This is a genomic window from Paraburkholderia sp. GAS32 (genome assembly GCF_050434225.1).
Classification (GTDB): domain Bacteria; phylum Pseudomonadota; class Gammaproteobacteria; order Burkholderiales; family Burkholderiaceae; genus Paraburkholderia; species Paraburkholderia madseniana.
On the sequence record NZ_JBNPVS010000003.1, the window covers coordinates 163,344 to 176,917 of the forward strand.

Here is a 13,574-nt window from a genome sequence, read left to right on the forward strand (position 1 = left end):
CGAAAAACACCGCGATCAGTGCGCGCCCGACGCGGCCGCTCCGCCGCCGCCCTTGGCCGGTTTCGTAATCCAGATCAGCGGAATGATCAGAATGAAAATGATCGCCGACACAAAGAAGATGTCGTTCAGGCCCATCATCGCGGCCTGAGTATTCACCGTGAAATCGAACAGCGCGTGCGACGATTGCGTATTCAGATGCAGCAACGACTGTGTCGAATCGATTTGCTGGTTAAACAGCGGGTTGTTCACCGTAGCCTGCTCGGTAAGCCGTTCATGGTGCAGCACCGTGCGGTTGTTCCACTCGTTGCCGGCGATCGAGGTGCCCACCGCGCCGCAAAACACCCGCGCGAAATTCGACAGGCCGGCGGCCGCCGGAATCTTGTTCGGCGGCTGGCCGGACAGAATGATCGCCGTCAGCGGCACGAAGAACAGCGCCATCGGAATGCCTTGCAGCAGCGTGGGGAGAACGAGGTGCCACGTGTCGATTTCGATCACGTACTTCGAGCGCATATAAAACACGATCGCAAAGCCGATAAATGCGAGCGTGGCGATGATGCGCGCATCCGAGCGCGGCAGCACGCGGCCCATCACCGGCGCGAGCAGCACCGCGAAGACGCCGAGCGGCGCGGTGACGAGGCCGGCATCCACGGAACGATAGTTCAGATACTCCTGCATCCATTGCGGCAGCAGCACCAGGTTGCCGAAAAACACGCCGTATGCCACTGAAATTGCAATCGTGCCGCCGAGAAAATTGCGCTGCTGGAACAACCGTAAATCGACGATCGGGTTTTCTTCAGTCAATTCCCACACAAGGAAAAACGCGAAACTGATCACCGCGGTGATGCCGAGAATCACGATCACCGGCGACGAAAACCAGTCGAGGTCCTTGCCCTTGTCGAGCATGATCTGCAGCGACGCGACCCATGTAACCAGCAGGCCGAGTCCGACCACGTCGATGGGTGGCTTGCGGGTTGCCGACTCGCGGGTGCGATAGATCATCCACGTCACGCCGGCGGCGAAAATGCCGACCGGAATGTTGATGTAGAAGATCCACGACCAACTGTAGCTATCCGTGATCCAGCCGCCGAGCGCGGGGCCGGCAATCGGGCCGACAGTGGCCGTCATGGCCCATAGCGCGAGCGCGGTCGACGATTTCTCCTTGGGATACGAGCCGAGCAGAATCGCTTGCGAGAGCGGGATCAGCGGCCCGGCCACCGCGCCCTGGAACACCCGGGCGACCAGCAGGATCGGCAGCGTGGGCGCAATGCCGCACAACCACGAAGCCAGCACGAACATCAGAATCGCGCCGACGAACAGCTTGACCTGGCCGATGCGTTGCGTGAGCCAGCCGGTCAGCGGAATCGAGACGGCATTGGCCGCGGCGAACACCGTGATGACCCACGTGCCTTCATCGACCGAGACGCCGAGATTGCCCGAAATGGTTGGGATCGCAACGTTTGCAATCGACGTGTCGAGCACGTTCATGAAAGTGGCGAGCGCAACGGCGATGGTCGCCAGAACCAGTTTGCCGCCTTGCAGAGGCGGTGGTGTAGGTGGTGCAGGCGGGGCAGCGGCGGGCGCGGAAGAGGGCTGGCTCAAACGATTCTCCGGATGGCGATGCGACGGACGTTCTGCACGGCTTTCTATTCACCACCCGGGCAATGAGCTGGGCGGTCCCTCGAATGCTCGCAAAAAAGCATACCTGTATTCGCGTTTTGGCGTCGTCGAGCCATGCAGATCGGGCGACAGAACTGAATCCGGCAGCGTATGCTCCCGCCTGAGGCCGCATGGAGCGACACCACGCGCGGTGAAACCGAAAGTACGGCGGGTACAGAGAGAGGAATTGAATATGGCTTGGGAGCAATTCGAACACGGCTGGCGGCGCGCGCCGGCGATCACGCCGGCCAAGGCACTCGTGGTGCTGATGCACGGCGTGGGCAGCAATGCGCGCGATCTGATGCCGCTCGCGGACATCTGGAGCGAGAGTCTGCCGGACGTGGCGTTTGTCTCGCTCGACGGCACTGACGCTTTCGACGGCGGCTTTGGCGGCCGCCAGTGGTTCAGCCTGCGCGATGTCAACGAGGGCAATCGCGAGGCGCGTGTGGCCGCCGCCTATCCGGCATTGCGGCACATGCTCGAGGTGGAACTGGCGCACTGGCAGCTTTCTTTCGATCGGCTTGCATTGGTCGGTTTCTCGCAAGGCTCCATCATGGCGATGCATCACGTGGCGACTAGCGCGGAAGGCGCTGCGGCCGTCGTCGCATTTTCGGGGCGGCTCGCCTCGGTGATCGTCGCGCAGAACGGTACGCCGCTCACGCTCGTGCACGGCGAAGAAGACGAAGTGATCCCGGTACAGGAACTGGAATACGCTGCGGATGCCTTCAGCAACGCCGGCTACACGGTCGATGCGTACGCCTTGCCCGGCATTGGCCACACGATTAACGCGGACGGCGTCGAACTCGGCAAGCAGGCGCTGGAGCATGCGCTCGGCGCTTTGTCGCGCGACTGACACGGTCCCAATTGAAAAGTGGCCCTAAAGATTCTGATCTGCTTGCCGTTAACTGCTCATTAGCATGAAAATCACTCCCGCCGCGCGGACCGCGCAACGCCCATCTGGGCGTGCCACGCGGTTCGGGTGACCGGGGGCGCATTTTCCATATTGCCCTGCAAGGGCGGATAACGACACATCAGAGCCTTCCTATGGCCAGACCGACGCCGTATTACCCGCTTTTCGATCGACTGTTCCGTCATTCCGTGGCGGTGGACCTCGGCACGGCCAATACCCTCATCTATACCGACAACGGCGGCATCGTGCTGAACGAGCCGTCCGTCGTGGCTTTCCAGAAAGAGTCGGCCGCCGGGCAAAAACGCGTGACGGCCGTGGGCACCGAAGCGCGCCAGTTGCTCGGCCGCGCGCCGGGCAACGTCGAAGCCATACGGCCGATGCGGCACGGCGTGATCGCCAACTTTTCCGCTGCCGAACAGATGATCCGGCAATTCGTCGACATGGCCCGGCCGCGGCCGCTGTTCAGCCGGCGCGCCGCATTCACCCTGTGCGTGCCGGCTGGCGCCACCCAGGTCGAGCGTCGCGCGATCAAGGAAGCCGCGGTGGCAGCCGGCGCTTGGAAGGTCAGTCTGATCGGCGAATCGCTGGCGTCGGCGGTCGGCGCGGGCCTGCCGGTTTCGGAGGCGACTGGCTCGATGGTGGTCGACATCGGCGGTGGCACGACCGAGGTCGGCGTGATCTCGCTCGGCGGCCTCGCGTATAGCGGCTCGATTCGCGTGGGCGGCGACAGTTTCGACATGGCGATCGTCAGTTACGTGCGCAATCTGTATGGCGTGCTGCTCGGCGAACAAACCGCCGAACACGTCAAGAAGGGCATCGGTTCGGCCTTGCGCGAGGTGCCGATCGAGCATATGAACGCGACCGGGCGCAGCGTCGACGACGGCTTGCCGCGCACGGTTCAGTTGAGCAATCACGATGTCGCCGATGCGATCGAGGGTCCGCTGCGTCAGGTGATCGGCGCGGTGAAACGTGCGCTTGAAACGGCGCCGGCCGAACTGGTGACCGATATTGCGCACAGCGGCATCGTGTTGACCGGCGGTGGCGCGCTGCTCGGCAATCTGGGGCGCCGCCTGACCAATGAACTCGGGCTCGAGGTCCGCGTCGCCGATGAACCGCTCACTTGCGCGGTGCGTGGCGCGGGCGCGGCGGCCTCCGCCGGTTTGCTCGACGATACCGCCTACGAATGATTTGATGCGGGACGTCCCGCGTTGCAGGTGGCATGACCCTTCGGGCACGGCGCGCGGCTCGCGAGGCGCTCGGCATATAAGGCGCGACACGCACGCCGAACGAGCCTCGGCGCATATTGAATGGCTGTGTGACAATACGCCCCTTGTCCCAAATTCAGGGACGCGAACACGCTTTCTTCTTCAAATCCTTTTCTAGCCGGCACCGCTGATGGTTTCAGCCGTTGCCGCGCCGTTCGTGAACCACCTGTGAATCAATCCGTTTCCGCTTCTTCCTCTCCCGCATCCCCGTCCTTTATCGAACTGCATAGCGGCTTGCGCATGCCCTATGTGGAAGCCGGGGAAGGTGAACTGCTGCTGTTCGTGCATGGCTCGCTGTGCGATTACCGCTATTGGCAGCCACAACTCGCGGGTCTGGCGAAGCAATACCGCTGCGTCACGGTGAGTCTCACGCATTACTGGCCGGTGACGGATACCGAGCCCGACCAGCCGTTTAGCTGGAGCGAACATGCGGATGACGTGGCCGAATTCATCGATCGTTTCGGTGCCGGGCCGGCGCACGTGGTGGGTCATTCTCGCGGCGGGTGTGTGGCCTTTCATTTCGCCCGGCGCCATCCGCAGTACGTGCGCACGTTGACGCTCGCCGACCCTGGCGGACCGTTGCAGATTGCCGGGCGACCGCCCGCGAGTTTGCCGGAGACCGTGAACGCATTGCGCGCAAAAGCCGCGCAGTTGATCGAAACAGGTGAGGTGGAAGCGGGCTTGCAACTGTTCGTCGATTCGGTGAGCCGCCCTGGTTTCTGGGCGATGAGCACGCCGGGTTTTCGCAAGATGGCGACTGACAACGCACACACGCTCGCGCGTCAATTCCGCGACCCGTTGCCGGCTTACCTACCCGAGCAGGCGGCCGAGGTGCGCTGCCCGGTGCTGCTGATCGACGGAGAAAAGAGTCCCGACATGTTCCGCCGCACGGCGACGGCCCTGCAAACATGGCTGCCGGATACACGCCGCGAAACGGTGCGCGGCGCCTCGCACGGGATGAATCTCGCGCATCCGGCAGCATTCAATCGTTACGTCGACGAGTTCATTCGCTCAGTGGACGTTTGAATTGCCGGTGCAGTTCAGGCCTTGCGATGCGCGTCTTTATCGAGCGCGCGTTCCGCGGCTTCGCCGACGAGGCCGTGGTAGTACAGATGCACGCCGATCGCGAGCGAATCGTTGCGAATTTCGTGGAAGGCCTTCCATGCCTTCACCGGGTCTTTGAACAGCAGATAGTGCGCTTCCTGCGCGATCAGATCCGCGACTTCATGCAGGCCATGGCCGTGCAAAACATCCACCAGCGTATCGAGACTGCGATGGGTGCGCGCATCGGTACGCGGGTAAAGCATATGCAGCACCGCCACGTCTTGCGTCTTCAACGCTGCTGACAACGCCACGACGATATCCTGATGATTCAGCGCGGTGACGATGTTGTCTTCGGTATGGACGTGATCCGGAAACAGTGTTTCGAGTGAGGCGTTCATCTGGTCCTTCCTTGTTCTTCTGGCTGATTAAAAAGGCCCGCCGTAGAACGGCGGGCCAAAGACAGCGATGTGTTCGCAGGGGAAGCAAAACACGGATTCAGTATCGCAGAGCAGCGTCGCTTGTGCAGCCTGACGGCCGCAAAACATTGTTGCAGCAAGCGTACTAACTTTCATTTGGCTGGCAACGTCGCCCGGCGGACTCAGCGCGTTTTCGTGCCGCGTACTTCGGCTTATTTCTGCGTGTTTCCGGCGATTACGCCTATCTGTCAGGCAACGAATGTTGCGCCAGCCGAGATGGATTGTTGCTGTCAATCGCCGCAATCAAAGCACCTTCGGACCGTAGAATGCGAAGCGGAGCCTGAGCATGCCACGCGGCGATCCGACGATCGAGCATGCCGGCATGTGTGCGATGTGAAAGTAAAAGGAACGTGTAGATGAACTCGAAGACACACGCAACGCTGAGCTTTTCCGACAGCGATCAGACGATTGATTTGCCGATTTATCAGGGCACGCTCGGGCCGGATGTCATCGACATTCGCAAGCTGTATGGCCAGACTGGCAAGTTCACGTACGACCCGGGTTTCATGTCCACGGCGGCATGCAATTCCGAAATCACGTATATCGACGGTGACAAAGGCGAGCTGCTGTACCGCGGTTATCCGATCGACAATCTGGCGCAAAACGCCGACTTCCTCGAATCCTGCTACCTGCTGCTGAAGGGCGAACTGCCGAATGCGGAGCAGAAGGAAGAGTTCGTCAACACTGTCACTCAGCACACGATGGTGCACGAGCAGATGCATTTCTTTTTCCGCGGTTTCCGCCGCGACGCGCACCCAATGGCGATTCTGGTCGCCGCAGTGGGTGCATTGTCGGCCTTCTATCACGACTCGCTCGACATCAATAACCAGCAACACCGTGACGTATCCGCGATCCGCATGATTGCGAAGCTGCCGACGCTGGTGGCGATGGCGTACAAGTACACCGTGGGCCAGCCTTTCGTTTATCCGAAGAACGACCTGTCGTACAGCGCGAATTTCATGCGGATGATGTTCGCCAATCCGGCGGAAGAGTACGAGGTCAACGACGTGCTGGTGCGCGCGCTGGATCGCATTCTGATTCTGCATGCGGATCACGAGCAGAATGCGTCGACGTCGACGGTGCGTCTCGCGGGTTCGTCGGGCGCCAATCCTTTCGCGTGTATCGCAGCGGGTATTGCATGCCTATGGGGGCCGGCGCACGGTGGAGCGAATGAAGCCGCATTGAACATGCTGGAAGAGATCGGTTCGGTCGACAACATTCCTGAGTTCATTGCGAAGGTGAAGGACAAGAACTCCGGCGTGAAGCTGATGGGGTTTGGTCATCGCGTCTACAAGAACTATGATCCGCGCGCGAAGCTGATGCGTGAGACCTGTCACGAAGTGCTCGAAGAGCTGGGTCTGCATGATGACCCGTTGTTCAAGCTCGCGATGGCGCTTGAGAAGATTGCGCTTGAGGACGAATACTTCGTTTCGCGGAAGCTTTATCCGAATGTCGATTTCTATTCGGGGATTGTGCAGCGTGCGTTGGGGATTCCTACGGCGATGTTCACTTGTATCTTCGCGATGGCGCGGACGGTTGGGTGGATTGCGCAGTGGAATGAGATGATTGCTGATCCGGAGCAGAAGATTGGGCGGCCGCGGCAATTGTTCGTGGGGGAGACTCAGCGCGAGGCTCTGCCGCTTGCCAAGCGGTAAAGGTTTTGGGTTTTTGCCTTTGCGGCGCTTATTTGTCTGTGTGCCTGGGGCTTTGGCCTTTCCTTGATTTGTTAGTGGTCGATTAGCGTTGCCCCTGTGCGGGGCGGCACCTACTTTTCTTTGCATGCCGCAAAGAAAAGTAGGCAAAAGAAAGCGGCTCAAACCGCTAATGCTAAGCGGGGTCAGTGGTCTGCTGCGGGTAGTGGTGCATCTGGAATCTGTGTTCGTGCACCCTCATACGCCAGTGACAAGGGCGTCATACTTCCGGCGGCGCTGCGCGCGCCGAAGCGTACTTCATCAAACCACCCGCTACGTTTTGACGCTCACGCCTCGCCAACAGGTCGTGGCTCGTCGTTGCACCGCCATTACCATTGCGATTCCGATTGGAACGGTAACCGCGTCTGCGATCGGGACGGGGACGATGATTGCCGCGCACCGACATATCATTTGAAGAGGGGGTCCGGGGTGAATGCGGAGGCGCGTCGCCGAGGCGAAGCCGACGGCCCCCACGGACCTCGACCGAAGCCCGTGGTTTCCCATGCAGACCCGTCCGCGACGCACGTAGTGCGGAGTGGGAGCGGATGAGTCCTTTGTCACTAACGCGGAATGTGCGAGAACACAGATTCCAGATGCACCACTACCCGCGGCAGACCACGGTGCCCACTTAGCAGTAGCGGTTTGAGCTGCTTTCTCTTGCTTACTTCTCTTTGCAGCCGGCAAAGAGAAGTAAGTGCCGCCCCGCACAGGGGCAACGCTAATAGACCACTAACAAAACAAGGAAAGGCCAAAGCCCCAAGAACACAGACAAAAGCGCCGCGCAGGCAAAAAACCTGCACTTGGTGCAAAAAACCCTGCACATCCCATGCCAAACCAAAACCTAGAAACTCCTCTGTGATAAGTTCGTCTGACGCGGACAGACCCTCTACAATCGGAATCGACCAGCCAGCCCTCAACAGCATCCGAACCCGAAAGTCAACGCGAAAGCGAACCCGAACCCGAACACCATAGGAGCGACCTGATGCAGCAGCCAGAAGCCCTCGGCGGCCTGTCCCACTCGGGCGGAATCGACCACCGCGAACCCGAGCCGGACGGCGCATTCATCCCGACGGAAAACCTCAACGTCGCAAGCGCCACCCAGCACGTGCTGAAGTCTGGCGACACCTTTATCGTCAACGACCCCCTCGGCGATATCACCGGCCACGACGACGGCCTGTTCGTCAACGACACCCGCGTCCTCTCGAACCTGCGCCTTACATTCGGCGGCCGCGCGCCCTCGCTGCTGTCAGGCAGCGTCAGCAGCGACAACACCTCGTTCACCGCGCATCTGACCAACCGCCCCCTGCCGCCGCTCGGCGGCGACAGCACACCGGAAGGCGTGATCCACGTCGAACGCGTGCGCGTGCTCTCCGGCACCGTGCTCAACGAAGCGATCGAACTCACCAACTACGGCACGAGCGATGCAGTCGTGCCACTGTCCATCTCCTTCGCCAGCGACTTTCGCGACATGTTCGAAGTGCGCGGCCTCAGGCGCGACAAACAGGGCCGTGTCGAACCGGCGCGCGTCGAGAACCGCGAAGTGCTGCTCGGCTATATCGGTCTCGACGACGTGGCGCGCAATGTGCAGATCGCCTTCTTGCCGGAACCGGACAAGCTCTTCGCCGATCGCGCGGACTACACCGTCAAGCTGCCGGCGCAAGCGTGCGTATCGATCTATCTGTCCATCTCGGTGCAAGTCGTCGCGCAAGCCGACAAGCCGGCCGCGGGCGTCGCACAGCCCACGCATGCGGTGAGCGAAGCCCATCTGTCGCAAATCGATGCTGAGCGCCCACGCGTCGGCCGCGCTGCTGTGCGCGCCGCACTGGTCGACGCCCACCTGGTGATGCGTGAGCGCCGCCGCGTCACCGCCCGCGTGCGTTCGAGCAATCCGCTCTTCAACGCGTGGATCGACCGTTCGCTTGCCGACCTCGGTTTGCTGACGACCGATCTCGCCACCGGCCCGTATCCCTACGCCGGTATCCCGTGGTTTTCAACGCCGTTCGGCCGCGATGCGATCATCACGTCGCTGCAGACGCTGTGGCTGCAACCGAATCTGGCCGCGGGCGTACTGCGCTTTCTAGCCGAACATCAGGCACGCGAGAATTCGCCGTTTCGTGACGCAGCGCCCGGAAAGATCATGCACGAGATGCGCAAGGGTGAAATGGCCGCCACCGGCGAAGTGCCGTTCGCGCTGTACTACGGCGGCGTCGACAGCACGCCGCTCTTCATCGTGCTGGCCGGCGCTTATGCGGCACGCACGGGTGATCTCGCACTGGTCGACGAACTGTGGCCGGCATTGGAGCGCGCGGCGCAGTGGGTCGCGGGCGTGTGCGACAAGAACCGTTACGGTCTGCTGGACTATCAGCGCGAGTCCGACGGCGGTCTCGCCAATCAAGGCTGGAAAGACAGCCACGATTCGGTCTTCCACGCCGACGGCCATTTCCCCGACGGCCCGATTGCACTCGTCGAAGTGCAGGCATATGCGAGTGCCGCCTTCGATACGATGGCTCACTTTGCCAAGCTGCGGGGCCTGCACGACCAGGCAATGCAATACAGCGAGCGCGCGAAGAAAATCCGCCAGTGCGTCGAAGAAAAGTACTGGATGGAAGAATCCGGCTTCTACGGCATCGCGCTCGACGGCCACGGCGAACTGTGCCGCGTGATGGCGTCGAATGCGGGCCACTTGCTGGCCTTCGGTTTGCCCTCGCGCGAACGCGGCGAAGCGGTGGTGCACGCGCTCGACTCCACGCTGTTTCATACCGGCTGGGGCGTGCGTACGCTTGCCGCGAGCCAGGCGCGCTTCAACCCGATGGCGTACCACAACGGCTCGGTCTGGCCGCATGACAATGCGCTCTGCGCACGCGGCCTGTCACGCTACGGCGGCAAGGCGGCGGCCGTGCGGCTGTTGCAGGCGCTGTTCCAGGCGGCGGTCAATTTCGACATGCGCCTGCCCGAGTTGTTCTGCGGTTTCCCGCGGCGGCGGGGCGAGCCGCCTACCGCCTATCCGGTCGCCTGTCTGCCGCAAGCCTGGGCGGCGGGCTCGCCGTTCATGATGCTCGAAGCCTGTCTGGGTATCACGATCGATGCGGAGCGGCGCGAAGTCGTGATCGAGCAGCCCATGCTGCCCGAGGGCATCGACTGGCTCGAAGTCGGCGATCTGAAGGTGGGCGATTCGTCTGTGTCGATCACGTTCCGGCGGATCGGCGACAAGGTGGTCGCGTCGGCAGCCGAGCAGGGCGACGTGCGGGTGGTCGCGCTGCTGTAGAACCGCGTCTTCGCGAGGCACGAAGCGCACGGGCGGCTCGCAAACGATACCTGTCCTAGGGGCGCGGGCGAGTCAGCCGAAATTGCTTCGGTTGCTCACCGGCCCAATCAAAAGGCAACTCGAGCGGAGTGCATGTGCTGATGTTCAATACGGACACAAAAAATCCATTTCCACGTAGCTGTCATCATCACTGACGGTACGCCACATACCGTATCAGTGATAGAGAATTGGGGGCTGACGGTCCCTGTGACGAGCCGATGTCCGACGGCCGGCCTGACAGAGCCGCCTTCAAAGAACGCGCTTCGGATTGACGGGCAACTCGACGTTAAGCTTACAAAAGGTTACAGGAGTCGCCTCGACGTTTCACCTGCCGGTAGTTCCCTCATCTACCATCAAATTTGGGGATGTATCGAGCCGCTTGGGCGGACTACCTAACTTGAACGGAAGTGCATCATGAAACGCGCGATGGTTTTATTCGCTTTGGGAATTTGTGGTGCCAGCGCCTCAGGGCTAGCGTCGGCACATGCAGACGTCAACGTTTTTCTCGGCGTGCCCGGTCCGGTATATGTAGTGCCGCCCCCCGTTGTCTATCAACCGCCTCCAGTGGTCTATGCGCCGGCGCCTGTATATGGTTACGGATATCAGGGCGAATACCGTGATGAACGTCATTGGCATGACAACGGCAAACACAAGGGCTGGTACAAGCACCACGGGGACGATGACGAACAATGAATCGTTGCGTAATCGTTATCTGATGTCGCGCAGGGTTCGCAACAACATTGCCCGTGCCCGGTTAGACGCACCTCTCGGCACCGTTTTCAACTAGATGGCGCGCTTTCGGCGTATTCCTCCGCCGATAGCCAGAGCGCACAGGGTCAGCAAACAGAACCCCGCTCCCGCGTAGAACGTCGCGCCGGCTCCCAGGCGGTCCCACAACTCACCTGCGACCACGCTCGCCACAAGCATCGCCAGACCGCTCATCAAATTGAAGAAACCGAACGCGGTGCCTTTCAGGTCCGGTGGTGCTGCATGTGCGACCATGGTCGCCAACAAGCCCTGCGTGAGCCCCATATGCAGGCCCCACAACGCGACACCCAGCAGTACGACCGGCCAGTGGTTTCCATGCGCAAGTACGACATCCGATGCAATGAGTACCACTAGCCCGATGGCCAGCAGTTTCGTGTGGCTCATTGAATCGGCCAGCTTGCCAGATGGATAAGCAGACGTCGAATACACCAGGTTCATCGCAACCATAACGAGTGGCACCAGCGCCACCGGGACGCCACCCTGCATCGCGCGCAAGACAAGGAATGCCTCGCTGAATCGTGCGAGCGTGAACACCGCCCCAATGAATACAACCCACCAGTACGGCCGGCTCAGCTTCTTCAGGCTTTCGAGCTTCATCGGGTTGACGCGCTTCGCGTCCGAATGGTGCGCTGGTTCCTTGATGCCGAACACCAGCAACGACACCGCAACGAGCCCTGGAATCACAGCCACCCAGAATACGAGACGAAAGTTGTCTGCCCACAGCAGCATCAACACGACGGCGAGCAACGGCCCGAGAAACGCGCCGACCGTGTCGAGCGACTGTCGCAAACCATAGGCGGCGCCCCGCAGGTGAGCGGGCGTGATATCAGCTACGAGCGCGTCGCGCGGCGCACCCCGCACACCTTTCCCGATTCTGTCCGCGATGCGCGCCGTCAGAACGATGCCAGATGTTGGCGCGAGCGCAAACAACGGTTTGCTCAACGCACCCATGCCGTATCCGATGACCGCGAGCCATTTCCGGTTGCCAAGGTAGTCGCTGAGCGCGCCGGAGAACATTTTCACAATGGGTGCAGTCGCTTCCGCGACGCCTTCAATCAGGCCCACCATCATCGCGCTCGCGCCCAGACTCGTCACCAGGAACATCGGCAAAAGGCTGTGAATGATTTCCGAAGAAATGTCCATGAACATGCTGACGAAGCCGAGCATCCAGATACCACGTGGGATTTGGCTAAGCGTGCCGGCGCGCGGCGTGGAATTGGTCTGCATGTTTTCTCGATTCAGACGGCCTGGCGACGACCGTGGTCTTCACGGTCTCGCTTCGGAAATTACGACTGATGATTGTGACCGCAACCATTTCTAGACCGAAGTTATCGGTCAAACTCCTTCGTTTGCTCGGCTTCTTCAAACTTCTTGCCCAGAACTGTTGGCACGAGAATCAGAGAGCGGTCCGTCGAGTCATGGTTTTCGGCCAACTTGAACGCTTCAGAAATGATTGCTTGCACGTCCTGCCGCAACATGGTCACGTCGAAAGGTAGATTTGCCGCGAATGGGTCCCAGTCGAAGCAGCCAACAACCGCAGACTTCCACGCGTCGGGCGACAACGTCGATGTGAACTGAACCACCCCTTCAAACGCGGTAATCGAATTCATCAGCAAACCGGCTGGAAGTCGTCCAAGTTTTTCATAGCGAATTGAGAGTACGCGTTTGGCAGCAGCGGCGTTATATCCGCAACACTCGATTGCATCTGCAGCAGGCGTCATTTGACGAGCTTCGAAAGCGTCTCTGAATCCTGCGATACGCATCTCGGTCGCATATTCATCCGCTACACCTCCTAGCAAGACCAACTCGTCTGGCGCCGCGCCCCGTGCCAGCAGCTTTTCAATCAGCACATCCGTAATAGTTTGAGCGCCTTTGCGGTTATCGGAAACGACCGACGGCGCACCGTCTCCTGGCAGGTCCAGATTGATGGAAGGGACGCCTGCCGCCGAACAGAGCGTGTTCAGTGGTGTCGGGTTACGCACGCCGGCGATAAATAGCAGCTCAACCCGCTGCGATAGAAGTGTTTCAGTAACGCTCACCTCGACTGCAGGGTCGCGCTGAGTGCCCACGACTATCGGACAAAGGCCACGACTACGAGCCTGCTCTTCGAAGGCCTCGGCGAGTCCCGCGAAAAAACGGTTCCGATAATGGGGAAGAACCATACCCACTAGACCCGAGCGCGATAGCCTGAGTCCTCGAGCTTTCATGTTGACGTTATACCCAAGCTGGCGGGCGCTTTCGAGTATTCGGTTCGCGGTTTCCTCCTTGATTCGATAGCGAACCCAACTGCCGTTCAACACCATGCTGACTGTAGCCGTCGAGGAGCCGGTCGCCTTTGCGACGTCATAAATCGTGGACTTGCGTCCTGGGTTGCTGCTTGCCATCAAGTTGCTCCGAGGGCATTGCGCCGTTGTGTCCCGAAAAGGTAGCCGTTTCGCGACAGTACCCAACACCAGGGTT

10 protein-coding genes are annotated in these 13,574 nt (G+C 60.6%); 6 read left to right on the top strand and 4 right to left on the bottom strand.

The features are described 5' to 3' along the window. Positions 1 to 15 precede the first annotated feature (15 nt). On the bottom strand, positions 16 to 1,599 hold the full coding sequence (locus tag P3T25_RS04765; RefSeq protein WP_171929507.1) for a DHA2 family efflux MFS transporter permease subunit: 1,584 nt from the start codon (positions 1,597 to 1,599) through the stop codon (positions 16 to 18). A gap of 250 nt (positions 1,600 to 1,849) precedes the next feature. On the opposite strand from P3T25_RS04765, the gene P3T25_RS04770 reads away from it, so the two are divergent. The 3 genes from P3T25_RS04770 (at position 1,850) to P3T25_RS04780 (ending at position 4,857) form a co-directional block, all read left to right on the top strand. Beyond that, on the top strand, positions 1,850 to 2,509 hold the full coding sequence (locus P3T25_RS04770; protein WP_154561753.1) for an alpha/beta hydrolase: 660 nt from the start codon (positions 1,850 to 1,852) through the stop codon (positions 2,507 to 2,509). Positions 2,510 to 2,700: 191 nt separating this feature from the next. Further along, positions 2,701 to 3,753: a rod shape-determining protein gene (locus P3T25_RS04775; RefSeq protein WP_429357610.1), complete on the top strand. Its 1,053-nt coding sequence runs from the start codon at positions 2,701 to 2,703 to the stop codon at positions 3,751 to 3,753. A 318-nt stretch (positions 3,754 to 4,071) separates the two neighbouring features. After that, positions 4,072 to 4,857 (top strand): alpha/beta fold hydrolase, encoded by a 786-nt coding sequence (locus tag P3T25_RS04780; protein WP_154561869.1) that lies wholly within the window; start codon positions 4,072 to 4,074, stop codon positions 4,855 to 4,857. A gap of 14 nt (positions 4,858 to 4,871) precedes the next feature. Here the strand turns inward: P3T25_RS04780 and P3T25_RS04785 are convergent, their stop codons facing one another. Next, positions 4,872 to 5,273: a hypothetical protein gene (locus tag P3T25_RS04785; RefSeq protein WP_154561757.1), complete on the bottom strand. Its 402-nt coding sequence runs from the start codon at positions 5,271 to 5,273 to the stop codon at positions 4,872 to 4,874. Positions 5,274 to 5,707: 434 nt separating this feature from the next. On the opposite strand from P3T25_RS04785, the gene gltA reads away from it, so the two are divergent. From gltA to P3T25_RS04800, 3 genes are all read left to right on the top strand, one after another. Beyond that, complete coding sequence (gene gltA / locus P3T25_RS04790; RefSeq protein WP_408517060.1) at positions 5,708 to 7,006, top strand: citrate synthase; 1,299 nt, start codon at positions 5,708 to 5,710, stop codon at positions 7,004 to 7,006. 1,018 nt (positions 7,007 to 8,024) lie between these two features. Further along, on the top strand, positions 8,025 to 10,307 hold the full coding sequence (locus tag P3T25_RS04795) for an amylo-alpha-1,6-glucosidase (protein ID WP_429357611.1): 2,283 nt from the start codon (positions 8,025 to 8,027) through the stop codon (positions 10,305 to 10,307). Between the two features lie 453 nt (positions 10,308 to 10,760). Then, on the top strand, positions 10,761 to 11,039 hold the full coding sequence (locus tag P3T25_RS04800) for a hypothetical protein (protein WP_154561763.1): 279 nt from the start codon (positions 10,761 to 10,763) through the stop codon (positions 11,037 to 11,039). 90 nt (positions 11,040 to 11,129) lie between these two features. On the opposite strand, the gene P3T25_RS04805 is transcribed toward P3T25_RS04800, so the two are convergent. Beyond that, complete coding sequence (locus P3T25_RS04805; RefSeq protein WP_154561765.1) at positions 11,130 to 12,341, bottom strand: MFS transporter; 1,212 nt, start codon at positions 12,339 to 12,341, stop codon at positions 11,130 to 11,132. Between the two features lie 101 nt (positions 12,342 to 12,442). Beyond that, positions 12,443 to 13,498 carry a LacI family DNA-binding transcriptional regulator gene (locus tag P3T25_RS04810; RefSeq protein WP_429357612.1) on the bottom strand — a complete coding sequence of 352 codons (1,056 nt, stop codon included), beginning with the start codon at positions 13,496 to 13,498 and terminating at the stop codon, positions 12,443 to 12,445. Positions 13,499 to 13,574: the final 76 nt, after the last annotated feature.

Coding starts and splice junctions, on each gene's coding strand:
- P3T25_RS04770 (WP_154561753.1), top strand. CDS start 1,850: ATGGCTTGGGAGCAATTCGAACACGGCTGGCGGCGCGCGCCGGCGATC.
- P3T25_RS04775 (WP_429357610.1), top strand. CDS start 2,701: ATGGCCAGACCGACGCCGTATTACCCGCTTTTCGATCGACTGTTCCGT.
- P3T25_RS04780 (WP_154561869.1), top strand. CDS start 4,072: ATGCCCTATGTGGAAGCCGGGGAAGGTGAACTGCTGCTGTTCGTGCAT.
- P3T25_RS04785 (WP_154561757.1), bottom strand. CDS start 5,273: ATGAACGCCTCACTCGAAACACTGTTTCCGGATCACGTCCATACCGAA.
- gltA (WP_408517060.1), top strand. CDS start 5,708: ATGAACTCGAAGACACACGCAACGCTGAGCTTTTCCGACAGCGATCAG.
- P3T25_RS04795 (WP_429357611.1), top strand. CDS start 8,025: ATGCAGCAGCCAGAAGCCCTCGGCGGCCTGTCCCACTCGGGCGGAATC.
- P3T25_RS04800 (WP_154561763.1), top strand. CDS start 10,761: ATGAAACGCGCGATGGTTTTATTCGCTTTGGGAATTTGTGGTGCCAGC.
- P3T25_RS04805 (WP_154561765.1), bottom strand. CDS start 12,341: ATGCAGACCAATTCCACGCCGCGCGCCGGCACGCTTAGCCAAATCCCA.
- P3T25_RS04810 (WP_429357612.1), bottom strand. CDS start 13,498: ATGGCAAGCAGCAACCCAGGACGCAAGTCCACGATTTATGACGTCGCA.